This window comes from Microbacterium sp., assembly GCF_035277845.1.
Taxonomy (GTDB): Bacteria; Actinomycetota; Actinomycetes; order Actinomycetales; family Microbacteriaceae; genus Microbacterium.
The window spans coordinates 1-17,279 of the sequence record NZ_DATEJS010000057.1 but is presented as its reverse complement, the minus strand read 5'-3'; the positions used below and the strand labels follow the sequence as shown (position 1 = coordinate 17,279).

Here is a 17,279-nt window from a genome sequence, read left to right as displayed (position 1 = left end):
CATGGCTTCGCGCACGCGGCCGCGCACCTCGTCGGCGAGGGCCCGGACGGAGTCGGTGAGTCCGTCCTCGATGCCCTGCAGCTCGTCGGCGCGGGCCGCGACCTCGGCGTGACCGGCATCCGTGATCTCGTAGACGGTCTTGCGGCCGTCGACGGTCTTGGTGACCAGGCCCTCCTCCTCGAGCTTCGCGAGACGCGGGTAGACCGTGCCGGCACTCGGCGTGTAGGTGCCGCCGGTGCGGTCGGCGAGGGCCTGCATCAGGTCGTACCCGTGGCGCGGCGACTCGTCGAGCAGGCTCAGCAGGTACAGGCGCAGATCGCCGTGCGAGAACAGCGGAGGCATCAGAGGCTCCCGTCGGCGGCGGATGCCGCGGCATCCTGCCCATCAGCGGTCGCCCGGCGGAGCACGGTGATGTTGCCCGAGACCGAGTTGACGCGCACGTCCACGAACGAGCCGCTCAGCTCGCCGGCCGAGCCCGTGAAGTTCGTCGTGGGTCCGCTGCCGTGGCCGGAGCGGACGGTGCCGTCCACGAGCACGCGGCCCGAGACGCTGCGCATGACGTAGTTCGCCGCGAGGTCGCGGTCCAGGCGCACGGTGGTGCCGCCGGAGACGGTGTTCAAGCTGATCTGGTGCGCGTCGCCCGCGTTGTCGACCATCATGTCGCCAGAGACCGTGTCGATCGTGGTCTTGCGGACCGAACCCTGCACGGCCACGTCGCCGGACACGCTGTTGGCGTTGAGGGTGCCGACGAGGTTGCGCGCCTGCACGTCGCCCGAGACGGCGTTGACGACGATGTCGCCTTCGGCGTCGTCGACGATGATGTCGCCCGAGACCGTGTTCAGCTTCGCGCCCGCACGGATGCCGCTGACGAGGGCGTTCGCCGACACCACGCCGAGGGTGAGCGCGATCCGGCGGGGGACCGCGATGCTGATCTCGGCGCGCGGGCCGGCGTTGCCGAAGTTGCGGAAGACCTCGAGGAAGTTGTCCCACCGCAGCTGCGGGTGGTCGATCTCGACGAAGTCGTCGGTGGCCTCGATGCGCAGGTCCTTGCCGCTGACGTCGTGCACCTCGATGCGCACGCCCGGCTCGTCGTGGGCGACGATGTCGACCTGGCCGCGCACCAGCCCGACCTTGAGGGTGCGGATGTCGTCGAGATCGATGACGCGCGTCCCGCCGGGCTGGATGAGCCATTTCTCGGTGGTCATGGAATCCTCCTGGGTGAGTCAGAGTCGCGATATATCGCGTTGGCATGACTGTAACACGATATATCTCGAGTTGTCGAGGGTCGTTTCGAGAATTTCGCGAAGACCGCTTGACCTTGACGCAGCGTCAACTTCTAGCCTGGGATCAGCAGGAAGGAGGGCCGATGGACTGGTCCATTCAGGAGGTCGCGCGGCTGACCGGAACCACGAGTCGCACTCTTCGCCACTACGACGACATCGGGCTGCTGCCGCCGGCGCGGATCGCCGCGAACGGCTACCGCCACTACGACGACACGGCCCTCGTGCGGCTGCAGCGCATCCTGCTGCTGCGCGAGCTCGGGCTCGGACTCGAGCAGATCGGCGAGGTGCTCGACCGCGAGACCAGCGAGGTCGAGGCACTGAGCGCCCACCTCGCCTGGCTGCAGCAGGAGCAGGGGCGCCTCGCGCGGCAGATCGCCTCCGTCATCCGCACCATCACCACGCTGAAAGCAGAGGAACCCCTCATGGCACACGACATGTTCGACGGCTTCGACCACACCCAGTACAAGGAGGAGGTGGTCGAGCGCTGGGGCGCCGACGCCTACGCCCGCAGCGACGCCTGGTGGCGCTCGATGAGCGCCGACGAGAAGGCGGCCTGGCAGGCGAAGGTCGCCCAGCTGAACACAGACTGGCAGGATGCCGCGACCCGCGGCATCCCGGCCGACTCCGCCGAGGCGCAGGCGCTGGCATCCCGTCACGTCGACTGGCTGCGCGGCGTGCCCGGCACGCCCGCCGGCGACGGCGGCGACCTGAAGGCGTACGTCACGGGTCTCGGCGACATGTACGTCGCCGACCCCCGCTTCGGCAAGAACTACGGCGGCCAGTCCGGCGCCGAGTTCGTGCGCGACGCCCTGCGCGCCTACGCCGACCGCGAGCTGTAAGCGCCTCGCCTCCCGCGCTCAAGGGTCACGTTCTGCTGGTTGCACCCGCAGATCGTGACCCTTGAGCACTGTGGGGAGTGGCGACGAACGATGTGGGGCCGTGCCGCCCGCTGTTCAGGGGTCACGTTCTGCTGGTTGCACCCGCAGATCGTGACCCTTGAGCGACGGAGGGGACGGGGCGCGGTGGGGCGGGATGCGGGAGGGCAGAGCGCGGGGCATCCTTCGCGGAGGCTCAAGGTGCGCGTGCGATACTGAGCCCGATACACCTCCGTATCGATCCACGCGACTCGAAGGCATCCCGTGTCGAAGCTTGCCGTGCTGAGCCTGCGCAACCGCGCCCTCATCGCCCTCATCACGATCGTCGCCGCCGTGTTCGGCGGACTCGCCCTGGTGAACCTCAAGCAGGAGCTGATCCCGTCGATCCAGTTCCCGCAGCTGGTGATCGTCGCGAACTACCCCGGTGCCTCGCCCGAGGTCGTCGCCAACGACGTGTCGACGCCCATCGAGAACGCGATCCAGGGCGTCGACGGCCTCGACAAGTCCAGCGCGACGAGCACCACGAACTCGTCGATCGTGCAGGCGTCGTTCGTGTACGGCACCGACCTCACGACCGCCGAGCAGAAGGTCAGCCTGGCGATCGACCGCATCAAGGACACCCTGCCGGCGGGCGTCGACCCGAGCGTCATCGCCGCGAACATCGACGACTTCCCGGTGATCCAGCTCGCAGTGACGGGCTTCGCGAACGCCCAGCAGACGCAGACCGTGCTCGACGACGACGTCGTTCCCGACCTCGAGCAGCTGACCGGGGTCAATGCGGCTCAGGTCGTCGGCGGGCGCGGCTCCCGCGTGACGATCACACCGGATGCCGCCAAGCTCGCCGCCGCCGGGCTGAGCACCCAGTCGATCGGCTCCGCGCTGCAGCAGAACGGCGTGCTGTTCCCCGGCGGCAGCGTCACGCAGCACGAGCAGACCCTCACCGTGCAGTCGGGTCAGCGCCTCACCTCCGTCGACGCCATCAAGGCGCTGCCGCTGATCCCCGCTGCCACCGCGCCGACGCAGCAGCGGCCCACCGGCCTCCCCTCCGGGCTCGTCCCCACCCCGACCGTGACCGCCGCGCCCGCGATCCAGACCATCGGCGACGTGGCATCCGTCGTGGAGGACCGCGACCCGGTCACCACGATCTCGCGCGTGGACGGCCGCAGCGCGCTCACCGTCGCGGTCACCAAGCTGCCGTCCGCGAACACCGTCGACGTCTCGAAGGCCGTCCGCGACGAGATCCCGACGCTCGAGAAGAAACTCAACGGCGCGACCATCACGGTGGTGTTCGACCAGGCTCCCTACATCCAGCAGTCGATCGACTCGCTCGCCCAGGAGGGCCTGCTCGGCCTGCTGTTCGCGGTCATCGTGATCTTCATCTTCCTGCTGTCGGTGCGCTCCACCCTCGTGGCCGCGATCTCGATCCCGACGAGCGTGCTCATCACCTTCATCGGCATCGAGGCGTTCGGGTACTCGCTGAACATCCTCACGCTCGGCGCCCTGACGATCGCGATCGGCCGCGTGGTCGACGACTCCATCGTGGTCATCGAGAACATCAAGCGGCACTACGTCGGCATCCCCACGCCCACTCCAGACGCCGCTGGCGCGTCGCCCGGAGCCTCGGGGCGCGTGGGCCCAGCCGACTTCAAGCTCACGGCGATCACCCGCGCCGTGCGCGAGGTCGCGACGGCGGTGTCGGCGTCGACGATCACGACGGTGGCGGTGTTCCTGCCGATCGCGTTCGTGGGCGACGTGACCGGCGAGCTGTTCCGGCCGTTCGCGCTGACCGTCACCATCGCGATGCTGGCGTCCCTCTTCGTCGCCCTGACGATCGTCCCGGTGCTCGCCTACTGGTTCCTCAAGCCCGGCAAGGCGCTGGTCGACGCGGCCGGCAATCCGGTCGACCCCGAGTCGGAGGACGCCCCGCCCTCGCGTCTGCAGCGCGGCTACCTGCCGATCCTGCGGTGGACGCTGCGGCATTCCTGGGTGACGATCGTCATCGCGGTGCTGGTGCTCGCCGGCACCCTGGCCGCGGCACCCCTCATGAAGACGAACTTCCTCGGCAACTCGGGGCAGAACACGTTCACCATGACCCAGGACCTCGGTGCGGCACCGTCCCTCGCGGCGGAGGACGCGGCATCCCGCACCGTCGAGCAGGCGATCAGCGGCATCCACGGCATCCAGACCGTGCAGACGTCGATCGGATCGACCGGGTCCGCCCTGCGCGACGCGTTCTCGGGCGGGGGCGCGGGCATCACGTACTCGATCACCACCGATCCCGACGCCGACCAGACGCAGGTGCAGAACGACGTGAAGGATGCCGTGGCGGGGCTCACCGGCGTCGGCACGCTGGCCGTGCAGGCGTCCGACAGCTTCAGCTCGAACGACATCGAGGTCGACATCTCCGCGCCGGATGCCGCCACCCTCGCGACCGCGACGCACGCCGTGGAGAGCGCGGTGCGCACGGCCTCCGGCATCGGCCAGGTCACGAGCAACCTCTCCGCCGACCTGCCGTACATCGGCGTCGTCGTCGACCGGCAGAAGGCGGCCGAGAAGGGCCTCACCGAGTCCGCGATCAGCGGCATGGTCTCGAGCGCCATGCAGCCCCAGCGGGTGGGCACCGTCGAGATCGACTCCACGAACCTCACGGTGTACCTGCAGACGAAGGATGCCCCGACGACGATCGCGCAGCTGCAGGCGTTGAAGATCCCCACCGCGACCGGCGAGGTGCGTCTCGACTCCCTCGCCGCCGTGCGGCAGACCGAGGGACCCACGTCGGTGACGACCGAGCGCGGCCAGCGCACCGCGACCGTCACCGCGACCCCGTCGACCGACAACCTGTCGGTCGCCAACGCGTCGGTGGCGAAGGCGCTCGACGGCGCCGACCTGCCGCAGTCCGCGACCGCGACGATCGGCGGCGTGTCCAGCCAGCAGTCCACGGCGTTCGGCCAGCTCGGCCTCGCCCTGCTCGCCGCCATCCTCATCGTCTACATCGTCATGGTGGCGACGTTCCGGTCGCTGCGGCAGCCGCTGCTGCTGCTCATCTCGGTGCCGTTCGCTGCGACCGGCGCCATCGGGCTGCAGATCGTCACGGGCGTCCCGCTCGGCGTGGCATCCCTCATCGGCGTGCTGATGCTCGTCGGCATCGTGGTGACGAACGCGATCGTGCTCGTCGATCTCATCAACCAGTACCGCGAGAAGGGCCTGCGCGCGCACGATGCGGTCATCGCCGGCGGATCGCGGCGCCTGCGCCCGATCCTCATGACCGCCCTCGCGACGATCTGCGCGCTCACCCCGATGGCGCTCGGCATCACGGGGCACGGCGGGTTCATCTCGCAGCCGCTCGCGATCGTCGTGATCGGCGGGCTCGTGTCGTCGACCGTGCTGACGCTGCTGGTGCTCCCGACGCTCTACAACCTCGTCGAGGGCGCCAAGGAGCGCCGCCGCGACCGTCGGGCCGCGAAGCGCGCCCGCGTCGAGGCGGCCGCCGAGCTGGCGGACGCATCGCGCGCGGCATCCTGACCGGTCCGCGGCCTCAGAACAGGCCGATGATGCGCCCGGAGTCGTCGACCGTGATCGTGTTCGCGGCCGGCGTGACCGGAAGACCCGGCATCGTCATGATGTCGCCGCAGATCATCACGATGAAGCGGGCGCCGGCTGCCAGCCGCACCTCGCGGATGTCGACCACGTGGTGCGCCGGGGCGCCCCGCAGCTTCGGATCGGTCGAGAACGAGTACTGGGTCTTGGCGACGCACACCGGGTAGTCGCCGTACCCCTCGTCCTGCAGGCGGCGGATCTGATCGCGCACCTTCGTCGAGGCGATGATGTCCTCGGCGTGGTAGATGCGGGTGGCGATCGCCTTCATCTTGTCCCAGAGCGTGTGCTCGTCCGGGTACGTGAAGCTCAGCTCGGACGGCTGGTCGCACAGGCGCACCACCTCGCGGGCGAGCTCCTCCGCACCGGCTCCGCCCTCGGCGAAGTGCCTGGCCACGATCGCCGTCGCCCCGACCGCCTCGACGCCGGCGACGACGGCCGCCACCTCGGCCTCCGTGTCCTCGGCGCGGTGGTTGATCGCCACGACCGCGGGGATGCCCCACGTGTCGCGGACGGTCCGCAGGTGCCGGCGGAGGTTGATCATGCCGCGTTCGAGCGCGGCCACGTTCTCGGCGGGCAGGTCGGGCACGTCGACGCCGCCGTGGTACTTCAGGGCACGGACGGTCGCGACGATGACCGCGGCCGACGGGCGCAGGCCGGTGGTGCGGCAGAGGATGTCGACGAACTTCTCCGCCCCGAGGTCGGCGCCGAACCCGGCTTCCGTCACCACGTAGTCGGCGAGCCGCAGCGCCGCGTTCGTCGCGATCACCGAGCTGCAGCCGTGCGCGATGTTCGCGAACGGGCCACCGTGCACGAACGCGGGCGTGTTCTCGAGCGTCTGCACGAGGTTCGGCGCCAGGGCGTCGCGCAGCACGGCGGTCATCGCGCCGTGGGCGTCGAGGTCGCGGGCGCGCACCGGCATCCGCGTCCGGGTGTAGGCCACGACGATGTCGCCGAGTCGCTCGCGCAGGTCCGCGATGCTCACCGCGAGGCAGAAGATCGCCATCACCTCGGACGCCACCACGATGTCGAATCCGGACTCGCGGGGGAATCCGTTGCCCGCGCCGCCGAGGCCGATCACCACATCGCGCAGCGACCGGTCGTTCACGTCGAGCACGCGCCGCCACGTGATGCGGCGGGCGTCGATGCCGAGCGCGTTGCCGTGGTTGATGTGGTTGTCGATGAGCGCGGCGAGCAGATTCGTGGCGGACTCGATCGCGGCGAAGTCGCCGGTGAAGTGCAGGTTGATGTCCTCCATAGGCACCACCTGCGCGTAGCCGCCGCCGGCGGCGCCGCCCTTCATGCCGAAGACCGGCCCCAGCGCGGGCTCGCGCAGGCAGATCATGGCCTTCTCGCCGATGCGGGTGAGCGCGTCGCCGAGTCCGACGGTCGTGGTCGTCTTGCCTTCGCCCGCCGGGGTGGGCGACAGTGCGGTCATCAGCACGAGCCTGCCCTGGGGGCGATCCTGCAGAGACGCGAGATACGGCAGCGAGACCTTGCCCTTGAACCGGCCGTACGGCTCGAGGCTGTCGGCCGGGATGCCGAGCCCGGCGGCCACCTCCCCGATCGGGAGCATCCGGGCGGACTGCGCGATCTCGATGTTGCTGAGGCTCATCGTCGAACCCTCTCCGGCCCGCACGGGTGACGCGGGCCCTCGGACACGGCCGGTTCAGCCGTTCTGCCAGCCTAGGACTCGAGTCCGCCGCGGTCGCGTCGCGGGCCGAGCGAGTCGGAACGCGGATCCGGAGTCAGCGCCGGCCGGCGAGCTCCTCGACGGCGGCCTTGTCGACCATGTGCAGGTGCTCGCGCACCAGCTGCGCCGCCAGCTGCTGATCACCCTCGAGGAACGCGTCGACGAGCTGCGTGTGCACGCGCTTCATCTTCTCCACGTCGTCGCGCCGGGCGTCGATGACCGCCACCATCATGCTGGAGTCGACCATCAGCTGCTCTTCCTGACGCACCAGCCGTTCGTTGCCGGCCATCCCGACCAGGGCGACGTGCAGAGCACGATGGCGGCGGGCGGCCTCCGACACGTCGTCGCCGTCCATCGCGGCGAGGTAGGCGTGGAGGGCTTCGCGCAGTCGCTGCCGGTCCTTCTCGGCGGCGTTCACCGAACGCGTCGCGGCATACCCCTCGAGCAGTTCGCGCGCACCGAGGATGTCGTGCATCTCGGTCTCGCTGAACTCACGCACGTGCGCGCTGTGGTACGGGCGGCGGGCGAGGTACCCCTCGGCGATGAGCGACTGGAGCACCTCGCGCACCGTCAGGCGAGAGATCGAGAACTTCTCGCTCGCCCACTTCTCGGTGACCGCCGCTCCTCCGGGAAGCTCGCCCGACACGATCGCGCTGCGGATCACCTCGGCGACGGTCTCAGCAGTCGGTGACACCCGTGTCATCTTTCGCACCTTCCCCAGCACGGCGGTTGAGACCAATGCTCTCAGATCGCCCGATCATCTGGTTCCTCAAAATTATCAGACATTCTCTTGACATGGGCGACCAATCTCGTGAATATTGTCAGACATTACTGCTCTTCAGGGGAGAAGGGAGGGACGGATGAGCGTCCCCACAACACGCCCGGCCAGTACCCACGAACCGGGAAAGCTCTGGGGTGGGCGGTTCGCCCGACCGTCGGCGACGGCCCTCGAGGACCTGTCGCGCAGCCCCGCGGACAACTTCCGAATGGTGCGATACGACGCGATCGGCTCGAAAGCCCACGCGGGCGAGCTCGTGCGCGCCGGCATCCTGACCGAGTCCGAGCGCACGACCATCGAGTCCGCCCTGGACGACATCGTCGCCCGCCACGAAGCCGGCGACCTGCGCCAGACCTCCTCCGACGAGGATGTCCACGGCTATCTCGAGCGTCTGCTCGTGGCCGAGCTGGGAGACCTCGGCGGCAAGCTCCGCGCCGGCCGCTCCCGCAACGACCAGACCGCGAACGAGCTGCGCCTCTACCTGCGGGATGCCTCGGCACAGCTCGCCGTCGAGGTCGTCGCGCTCATCGAGGCACTCATCCGCCGGGCTGAGGAGACCGGGGCCGTGCCGGCGCCGGGCTTCACTCATCTGCAGCCCGCGCAGCCCATCACGTTCGGACACCAGCTGCTGGCGCACGCGGCGGCGCTGAGCCGCGATGTGGAGCGTCTGCGTCACGCGTGGCGGTCCTCCGCGCTGTCGCCTCTCGGCGGAGCCGCGCTGGCGGGCAACCCCCTCAGCCGCGATCCGCTCGAAGCCGCACGGGAGCAGGGGTTCGAGGGCCTCTCCGTCAACTCGATCGATGGCGTCTCGAGCCGCGACCACGTCGCGGACTTCCTCTTCGCCGCGGCGATGACGGCGACGGATGTCTCCCGCCTCGCCGAGGAGCTGTGCCTCTGGGCGAGCGCGCAGTTCGGCTGGATCGGACTGGATGACGCCTGGTCGACCGGGTCGTCGATCATGCCCCAGAAGAAGAACCCGGACGTCGCCGAATTGGCTCGAGGCAAGGGCGCGCGCCTGATCGCGAACCTCACCGGCATGCTCTCCGTGCTGAAGGGCCTTCCCTTCGCGTACAACCGGGATCTCGGCGAGGACAAGCACTTCGCGTTCGACAGCGCCGACACGCTCGACCTGGTGCTGCCGGCGATGACCGGCATGGTGGAGACGCTCACCGTGCGCGCCGAGACAATGGCGGCCCAGGCCACGGCCGGCTTCACCCTCGCCACCGAACTCGCCGACTGGCTGGCCGAGCAGGGGGTGCCGTTCAGCGAGGCGCACGATGTCGCGGGGCGCGCCGTCCAGTACTGCGAACACCACGGACTCGTGCTCGAACAGCTCACCCTGGACGACGCGATCGCCATCGACGAGCGACTGACGCAGTCCGCGCTGGAACGCCTGAGCGTTCAGTCCGCGCTGGCGCGCCGCTCGGGCCCGGGAGGAACGGCGCCCGCGAACGTCGCCGCCCAGGTGGAGCGCATCCGGCGGTCGGTCGCGGAGTCGCTGAACGGCTTCGTCCGGTTGGAGCCGACAGCATGACCGCGCCGACGACCGAGATGCCGGCCGCCGCGACGGCTCCCGTCAGCTACCGCATCCACCCGGTGCGCCACTGGGGACGGTGGATCGCGGGGATCGTCACGGTCGCGATCCTGGCAGCGATCGTCTTCGCCTTCGCGACGGCCCAGATCGACTGGGCGACCGTCGGGTCCTACCTCACCGCGTCCGCCATCCTCTCCGGATTCGGCGTGACCGTGGTGCTCACCGTCGTCTCGATGATCATCGGCATCCTGCTCGGCGTCCTCGTGGCGGTGATGCGGCTCTCGTCGAATCCGGTCGTCAGCGGGATCGCCTGGCTCTATGTCTGGTTCTTCCGGGGCACGCCGGTGTACCTGCAGCTGCTGCTCTGGTTCAACATCGCGCTCGTCTTCCCGCTCATCGGGGTGCCGGGGGTCATCGAGTGGCGGACGGTCGACGTCGTGACGCCGTTGCTGGCCGCCATCCTGGGTCTCGGCATCAACCAGGGCGCCTACACCGCCGAAGTGGTGCGGGCCGGCATCCTCTCGGTCGACGAGGGACAGACCGAAGCATCCAAGGCGCTCGGCCTGACCTCCGGTGCGACGATGCGCACCGTCGTCCTGCCGCAGGCGATGCGGGTGATCCTGCCGCCGATCGGCAACGAGGTCATCGGGATGCTCAAGACCACCTCGCTCGCGTCGGCGATCGGCGCGTCCGAGGTGCTGAACCAGGCCCAGCACATCTATCTGGTCGACAACATGATCATGGAGCTGCTCATCGTCTCGGGCATCTGGTACCTCATCGCCGTCTCCGTGCTGTCGATCATCCAGTACTACGTCGAACGGCACTTCGCCAAGGGCAGCTCCAGCAGGTCGCTGCCGATGACGCCCCTCCAGCGCCTGCGCTGGTTCTTCACCGGTCGCAGGAGGACGGCATGAGCCTGATCGCGCAGGAGCAGCCGCTGGTGCGGCTCGAGGACATCCGCAAGAGCTTCGGTGCGAACGAGGTGCTGCGCGGCATCTCCCTCGACGTGCACCGCGGAGAGGTGGTGTGCATCCTCGGTCCGTCCGGGTCCGGCAAGAGCACCCTGTTGCGCTGCGTCAACTTCATCGAGCAGCCGACGTCGGGTCTCGTCTTCGTCGGCGACCACGTGATCGGTCATCGGCGCACGTCGTCGCCGGACGTGCTCCAGGAGGTGCGCGAGTCGCACATCGCGCGCCAGCGCAGCGAGATCGGAATGGTGTTCCAGAGGTTCAACCTCTTTCCGCACATGACCGTGCTCGAGAACGTCATCCACGCGCCGCGGATCGTGCGCGGCATGCGGACGGATGCCGCCAAGGCGATCGCGATGCCCCTTCTCGAGACGGTCGGGCTCGCCGACCGCGCGGGTGCCTACCCCCGGCAGTTGTCCGGCGGGCAGCAGCAGCGGGTCGCCATCGCGCGCGCCCTCGCCATGCAGCCGGAGGTCATGCTCTTCGACGAGCCCACCTCCGCGCTGGACCCGGAACTCGTCGGGGAGGTGCTGAAGGTCATGAAGGAACTCGCCGCGGGCGGTCTCACCATGATGGTCGTCACCCACGAGATCGGCTTCGCCCGCGAGGTCGCCGACCGGGTCGTCTTCGTCGACGGTGGCGTGATCGTCGAGCAGGGCAGCCCGGCCGAGGTCATCGACAACCCGCAGAACCCCCGGACACGTGCATTCCTCGCGCGTGTCCTCAATCCCCACACCAGCGAAGGAAGCGACCAAGAATGAAGATGCGCTCTCGCGCGGCGGCGACCGCCGTTCTCGCCCTCACCGCAGCCCTCGGGCTCAGCGCCTGCAGCGGCGCCATCGTCGGCAACCAGACGGCCGCCGACTCGAAGGTCAAGACCATCCAGAGCGGTGTGCTCACCGTCGGCCTGTCGCCGGACTTCCCGCCCATGGAGTATCTCAACCCATCCGACGACAAGCTCGTCGGCGTCGACGTCGACCTGGTCACCGAGCTGTCCAAGCGGCTGGGTCTGAAGGTGAACTTCGTCCAGCAGAAGTTCGACCAGCTCATCAGCTCGGTGCGCACCAACCGGGTCGACATCGTGTTCTCCGGAATGTCGGACACCGTCGACCGGCAGAAGACCCTCGATTTCATCGACTACTTCAACTCGCAGGGCCGCTTCTACACGACCGCCGCGCACGCGAAGGATTTCACGAAGGACACGGATGCCTGCGGCACGTCCGTCGCGGTGAGTTCGGTGACGGACTACTACCCGGCGCTGCAGCATTTCAGCAAGACCGTGTGCGTCGACGCCGGGCACCCCGCGGTGAACATCGTCGCGACCGACTCGGGGGCGGCCGCACGCCTGCAGCTCGACCAGGGCCGGGCGCTGCTGGCCGTCCAGGGCGCGGAGAACCTCGTGTACTTCAACAAGCAGAGCCCCGGAAAGTACCCGGAGGTGCTGAGCCCCGTCAACCAGACTCCGTATGGTGCCGCGTTCGCGAAGGGCAACACGGCTCTCGAGAACAAGGTGCTCGCTCAGCTGAAGGCGATGGTGGACGACGGCACCATGAAGAAGATCCTCGAGACCGGTGGCGTGGCATACGGCCTCCGGGCGCCCGCGATCAACGGAGTCAAGTGATCCCGTGAGTCCCACCTCACCCGTCCAGGCGGGGACCGGCGTGGCGCACCACGCCACGCTGGTCCTCGCCTTCGACCTCGACGGCCCGACCGGCGACGCGATGCTCAGCGGCGCCCTCTGGAACAAGCCGGGCTATTTCTGCCTCGGCGCGTACGGAACCCACCGCGCGCTGCCGCGCATCCTGGACATGCTGCGCGGCAACGGGCTCGCGGCGACCTTCTTCACACCGTCCTGGGTGGTGCAGCACTGGCCGGATCTGTGCCGGCGGATCGTGTCCGAGGGGCACGAGATCGCGAACCACGGGCATCGGCACGAGGTGTTCTTCGGGCTTGGCGAGCAGGAGCAGCGCGAGGTCCTCGCCCACTCTCAGCGGATCTTCGCGAGTGAGCTCGGGCAGGTCGCCACCGGCTTCCGGGCCCCCTCCGGGGACTGGCATCCGTCGACCGCCAGGCTGCTCGAGGAAGCCGGCTTCGAATATTCCAGTTCGCTGCGCAACGGCGACCGGCCCTTCCGCCATGACGGCGGCACCCTGGTCGAGATCCCGGCGAAGTCGCTGTTCGACGACTACACGCGCTTCGCGTATCACCGCGGCCCGAACTTCCCGTCGGGGCTCGACCGCGTCGCGGACTATCGCGACTCGTTCGACACGTGGCGCGACGAACTCGACGCGGCCGTCGCCGAGGGGCTGACCGTGCCGACCATCTGGCATCCGAAGGTCATCGGCACGCCCGGACGCGCACTCATGCTCGAAGAGTTCCTGACCGGCGTCGCCGCGGACGAGCGCATCGTCGTGCGCACGTGCGCGGATGTCGCGCGGGCCTGGGCGGAAAGGAACCCTCTGTGAGCGAGTCGAAACCGAACGGATGGCCCGCTGCTGCCGAGTGTGCGGTCGTGGTCACCGTGGACGTCGACGGCGACCTGCCGTTCCTCAGCATGGATCCGGCCCACGCAACGCGACTGAAGTCGCGATCCGTCGGGCAGTACGGGCCGGATCATGGCGCCGACCGGCTGCGCGCGGTGCTGGCCGAGCTGGCCGTGCCGGCGACGTGGTTCGTGCCCGGACTCGTGGCGACGCAGCAGCCGGCGCTGGTCGAGAGGATCCACTCCGCCGGCGGCGACCTCGCAAGCCACGGGATGGCCCACCGTGATTTCGACGGGCTCGGCCTGTCCGCGCAGATCGACGAGATCCTCGGCGGTCGCGATGCCCTCGGTGCGATCACCGGCGAAGCGCCGCGCGGCTTCCGGATTCCGGCGGGGGAATGGCATCCGCGCTTCATCGAGGCGATGACCGCATCCGGATTCACCTGGTCGTCCTCGCTCCCCGCGGATGACCGGCCGTTCTGGCTGGATGACACCGGCGACATGCTGGAGATCCCGTTCCGGTACGAACTGGAAGACCTCCAGTACCTGGGCTTCAACCTCGACCCGCCGTTCCCGCCCGGGCAGTCCCGCATCGCAAGCCATCGCACCGTGCTCGGCAACTGGATCACCGAGTTCGACGCCGCCCGCCGGTGGAACACGCTCTTCCTGCTGCGCCTGAATGCGGAGATCATGGGTACGCCCGGCCGCGCCGCACTGCTGCGCCGCCTTCTCGAGCGCATGCAGCAGCACGACGTCTGGTTCGCGACGTGCAGCCAGGTGAGGTCCGTGTGGCAGCCGGCGGCGGACGACGTGGACCACCCCTATCGGCTGTTCCGACGCCTGGCCGCCGGCGGTGCGACGGCGGAGGCGGTCGTGAGCGACGCCGCGTCGTGAGCGGCCTCGCCGCGGTCGACCTCGGCGACTGGCTCGCCGGAATGCCGATGGCCGGGCTCGAGCACTCCCTCGTCGACCAGGCCGGGAACCACCTGCTCGACACCCTCGGGGCGATGGTCGCCGGACAGGGTGAGCGCGTGGCCGCGGTGGCGCGCGCCGTGCACTCCGCCCCGGGGCCGGTGCCCCTGCCCGGCACCGACGAGACGCGGGAAGCCCGGGATGCCGCCTTCGCGAACGCGGTCGCCGCCCACAGCCTGGAGATCGACGACACGGAGGGATGCGACCACTCCGGCGCGGTCGTCGTGCCCGTGCTGTGGTCGCTGAACCATGGACCCGATCGGCAGCGGCTGTCGCGCCTCCTGCCGGCGCTCGTGGCCGGATACGAGGTCGGCCGCCGGGTCCAACTCGCCCTCGGCGGATACGACGAGGTCAACGGGCGCGGCTGGCATTCGACCGCCACATGCGGGGTGTTCGCCGCGGCCGCAGCATCCGCCGTCATGCTGGCGCTGGAGGCTGAGCAGGCGGCAGCGGCGCTCGGCATCGCGGCCAGCGCCGCGGCCGGCACCTGGGCCTTCGCCGCGGACGGGGCGATGACCAAGCAGCTCCACGCCGGCAACGCCGCGCGCGCGGGACTCGAGGCGGCGCTACTGGCGGCTGGCGGTGCAACCGGACCGCTCCACGTCTTCGAAGATGTCTGGGGAGGGTTCCTGCGCGCGTATGGCGGCGATCCGCGAGCCGTGGGACGGCTGACCGCGGAGCTCGGCTCCACATGGCACTTCCGTCATTCCGCGATCAAACCGTACGCGGTGTGCCGCAGCGCGCACTCCGCGATCGACGCACTCACCGGCATCCTGCGCGACGCGGATGTGGACGCTTCGGAGGTGGCCGAGGTGCGATTGCACGTCAGCGACTTCCTGCGGCCGATGATCTGTCCGGCGCGCCCCCGGGACGCCGCCCAAGCCCGGATGAGTCTGCCGATCGCGGCGGCTCTCGTGCTCGACGGTTCCGGGCTGATGCCGCACGACTTCGACGCTTTCGACAGCAAGCGGGTGCAAGACCGGCTGGATCAGATCGTGGTCGTCCGGGACCCCGCGGCCGATGCCGAGCCGCTCGTCGAGGTGCGCGCCCGGGGGCGCCTCCACCGGCGGCGAGGCACCCGAGTCCGCGGTGGGCAGGAGGATCCGCTGACCGCGCTCGAGGTTCGTCGGAAGTTCGCTCGCCTCGCCGTGCCGGTCATCGGTGCCGACGGCGCGGCGACCCTGCAGCGCTGGGTCGACTCAGCTGTGCTGGCCTGCCCTCGGGCCGCGTCGGTCAGCCCGCGGAGTACTCGATCCCCCAGCTGAGGGTCCACGACTCGCCCGGGGTCAGCCAGCGCAGGCCGGTGCCGGAGTTGAGCGCGTCGGTGGGCGCGGTCATCGGCTCGATCGCGATCGCCGTGTCGCGGCCCGGGTATCCCGGGTTCGTGTAGAGCACGCGGAAGTCGAAGCCCTCGCCCTGCCAGTGCGTCACGCGGCGCCCGTCGGGCGCGGTGAGGGTGGTGCGGGCGAGGCCGTCGGCATCGCGGTGCAGGTCGGTGTAGACGGTGTCGAGCGAGAGGTCGGCGAGGGCGCGCGGCTGACGCATGTCGGTGGCGGCATTCACCGGCCGCAGGTCGATCGGCAGCATCCGCTCGTCGGTCACGTAGCGGGAATCCGCGGGGGAGTGCACCACGATGTCGCTCCCCGGCAGGTCTCCGAGGGTCAGGTAGGGGTGGGCTCCGAGGGCGACCGGGGCATCCCGATCGCCGACGTTGGTGAGCACATGGTGCACCGCGAGTCCCGTGTCGCTCAGGGCATACGTCACCTCGCAGGTGATGTGGAACGGGTAGCCGGTCTGCGGGAAGACGTCGGCACTGAGGGTCACGGTGTCCGGCGTCTTGCGGGCCGTGCGGTAGGCCGTGAAGCGGAGCAGGCCGTGCGAGGCGTTGTGGAACTTCGGCTCGGTGATGGCGAGCTGGTAGGTCTCGCCGCGCTGGGTCCACTTGCCGTCCCGCACGCGGTTCGGCCACGGTGCGAGCACGATGCCCGACGCCGCCGGAGCCGGCATGCCCACCGGGTAGGGCGCGATCACGTCGACGCCGTCGAAGACGAGACCGCGCAGGGAGGCGCCGACTTCCGTGACGCGGGCCGATGCGCGGCCGTCCGGTGTCGTGAGCAGGAACTGGATGCCGGTGGGGTAGCGCGGGATGGTCACGGCATCCATTCTGCTCGTCCGGGTCCGTCGCAGCAGGCGTTCTCCCAGCCAGTCCCGGTATCGTCGACAGGTCGGCTTCGAGGCACCGCTCAATCCAAGCGGAGATCGTTGTTTGTCGCCTCGTGGGGCCGATGTCTCGCACCACTCGGTGCGGTTGACAATCATGTGAATGGCCCCCGGCCGACGGATGTCCGGGATGATCAGGCGTTTCTGCGTTCCTGGTCGCTGTTCTCGTGCGAGAACTCCGAAAGGACACACCCATGCCCAAGAACAAGAAGCCCGCCGGCGGCGGCCGAGCGCAGAGTTTCGACCCGCGCTTCGCCAAGAAGAGCGGCTACCGTCCGGGCGGCCAGCGCGACTTCGGTCGCGACGAGCGCCGTGACGACCGTCGGGATGCCCCGGCCAAGGCCGGCTCGCGCAGCCCGAACCACCGCGGGTACCGCCCGGCCGAGTCCGACGGTCCCGCCAAGAAGGCCCGCTGGACAGCATCCGACCGTGCCGGCCGCGACGAGGCCCGCGGCATCCGCACCCACGCCCGCGACGCCCGCGGGTCGCGGGACTTCGGTGACCGCCCGCAGCGTTCCTTCGAGGACCGTCCGCGTCGCGAGTACGGCGACCGCCCGCAGCGTTCGTTCGAGGACCGCTCGCAGCGTTCGTTCGAGGACCGGCCGCGCCGCGACCGGGACGACCGTCCGCAGCGTTCGTCCGAAGACCGTCCCCGTCGCGAGTACGGTGACCGTCCGCAGCGTTCCTTCGACGACCGTCCCCGTCGTGACTTCGGCGATCGCCCGCAGCGCTCGTATGACGACCGGCCCCGCCGCGACCGCGACGACCGTCCGCGCCGTTCGTACGAGGACCGTCCGCAGCGTTCGTTCGAGGACCGTCCTCGCCGCGACTACGGTGACCGTCCGCAGCGTTCGTACGGTGACCGCCCGCAGCGTTCCTT

Annotated in this window: 14 protein-coding genes and 1 pseudogene; 10 read left to right on the top strand and 5 right to left on the bottom strand. The window is 69.7% G+C overall.

Annotated features, from left to right (window positions below):
* On the bottom strand, positions 1-342 hold a 342-nt coding region (locus tag VJR25_RS02335; protein ID WP_324112117.1), incomplete at its 3' end, for a PadR family transcriptional regulator.
* Positions 342-1,205 (bottom strand): DUF4097 family beta strand repeat-containing protein, encoded by an 864-nt coding sequence (locus VJR25_RS02330; RefSeq protein WP_324112115.1) that lies wholly within the window; start codon positions 1,203-1,205, stop codon positions 342-344. The genes VJR25_RS02330 and VJR25_RS02335, both read right to left, overlap by 1 nt.
* Before the next feature lie 161 nt (positions 1,206-1,366).
* Here VJR25_RS02330 and VJR25_RS02325 point away from each other — a divergent pair, with 161 nt between their 5' ends.
* Together VJR25_RS02325 and VJR25_RS02320 are read left to right on the top strand one after the other, a co-directional pair.
* A complete protein-coding gene (locus VJR25_RS02325) occupies positions 1,367-2,122 on the top strand; it encodes a MerR family transcriptional regulator (protein ID WP_324112113.1) in 756 nt (251 codons plus the stop codon).
* Between the two features lie 300 nt (positions 2,123-2,422).
* Positions 2,423-5,680: an efflux RND transporter permease subunit gene (locus VJR25_RS02320; RefSeq protein WP_324112111.1), complete on the top strand. Its 3,258-nt coding sequence runs from the start codon at positions 2,423-2,425 to the stop codon at positions 5,678-5,680.
* A gap of 13 nt (positions 5,681-5,693) precedes the next feature.
* Here the strand turns inward: VJR25_RS02320 and VJR25_RS02315 are convergent, their stop codons facing one another.
* Entirely contained in the window at positions 5,694-7,367 is a 1,674-nt protein-coding gene (locus VJR25_RS02315; protein WP_324112109.1) for a formate--tetrahydrofolate ligase, read from the bottom strand.
* A gap of 133 nt (positions 7,368-7,500) precedes the next feature.
* Complete coding sequence (locus tag VJR25_RS02310) at positions 7,501-8,148, bottom strand: GntR family transcriptional regulator (RefSeq protein WP_324112107.1); 648 nt, start codon at positions 8,146-8,148, stop codon at positions 7,501-7,503.
* Between the two features lie 157 nt (positions 8,149-8,305).
* Between VJR25_RS02310 and argH the strand changes: the two genes are divergently transcribed.
* From argH to VJR25_RS02275, 7 genes are read left to right on the top strand one after another with little or no spacing between them, the layout of a single operon-like run.
* Complete coding sequence (argH, locus tag VJR25_RS02305) at positions 8,306-9,757, top strand: argininosuccinate lyase (RefSeq protein ID WP_324112105.1); 1,452 nt, start codon at positions 8,306-8,308, stop codon at positions 9,755-9,757.
* Positions 9,754-10,671: an amino acid ABC transporter permease gene (locus VJR25_RS02300; protein ID WP_324112103.1), complete on the top strand. Its 918-nt coding sequence runs from the start codon at positions 9,754-9,756 to the stop codon at positions 10,669-10,671. Before argH ends, VJR25_RS02300 begins: the two co-directional genes overlap by 4 nt.
* Positions 10,668-11,486: an amino acid ABC transporter ATP-binding protein gene (locus VJR25_RS02295; RefSeq protein WP_324112101.1), complete on the top strand. Its 819-nt coding sequence runs from the start codon at positions 10,668-10,670 to the stop codon at positions 11,484-11,486. The genes VJR25_RS02300 and VJR25_RS02295 overlap by 4 nt, the downstream gene beginning before the upstream one ends.
* The gene (locus VJR25_RS02290; protein WP_324112099.1) at positions 11,483-12,346 is read left to right on the top strand and encodes an ABC transporter substrate-binding protein; all 864 of its coding nucleotides are present in this window, start codon (positions 11,483-11,485) and stop codon (positions 12,344-12,346) included. Before VJR25_RS02295 ends, VJR25_RS02290 begins: the two co-directional genes overlap by 4 nt.
* Positions 12,347-12,350: 4 nt before the next feature.
* Entirely contained in the window at positions 12,351-13,190 is an 840-nt protein-coding gene (locus VJR25_RS02285; RefSeq protein ID WP_324112097.1) for a polysaccharide deacetylase family protein, read from the top strand.
* A complete protein-coding gene (locus VJR25_RS02280; RefSeq protein WP_324112095.1) occupies positions 13,187-14,101 on the top strand; it encodes a polysaccharide deacetylase family protein in 915 nt (304 codons plus the stop codon). The genes VJR25_RS02285 and VJR25_RS02280 overlap by 4 nt, the downstream gene beginning before the upstream one ends.
* Positions 14,098-15,444, top strand: coding sequence for an MmgE/PrpD family protein (locus tag VJR25_RS02275; RefSeq protein ID WP_324112091.1), 1,347 nt, complete (start codon positions 14,098-14,100; stop codon positions 15,442-15,444). The genes VJR25_RS02280 and VJR25_RS02275 overlap by 4 nt, the downstream gene beginning before the upstream one ends.
* Here the strand turns inward: VJR25_RS02275 and VJR25_RS02270 are convergent.
* Positions 15,413-16,333 carry an aldose 1-epimerase family protein gene (locus tag VJR25_RS02270; RefSeq protein WP_324112088.1) on the bottom strand — a complete coding sequence of 307 codons (921 nt, stop codon included), beginning with the start codon at positions 16,331-16,333 and terminating at the stop codon, positions 15,413-15,415. The two genes, VJR25_RS02275 and VJR25_RS02270, sit on opposite strands and share 32 nt — an antisense overlap.
* 260 nt (positions 16,334-16,593) lie before the next feature.
* Here VJR25_RS02270 and VJR25_RS02265 point away from each other — a divergent pair.
* Positions 16,594-17,279: pseudogene (locus VJR25_RS02265) on the top strand (ATP-dependent helicase); the annotation flags it as partial.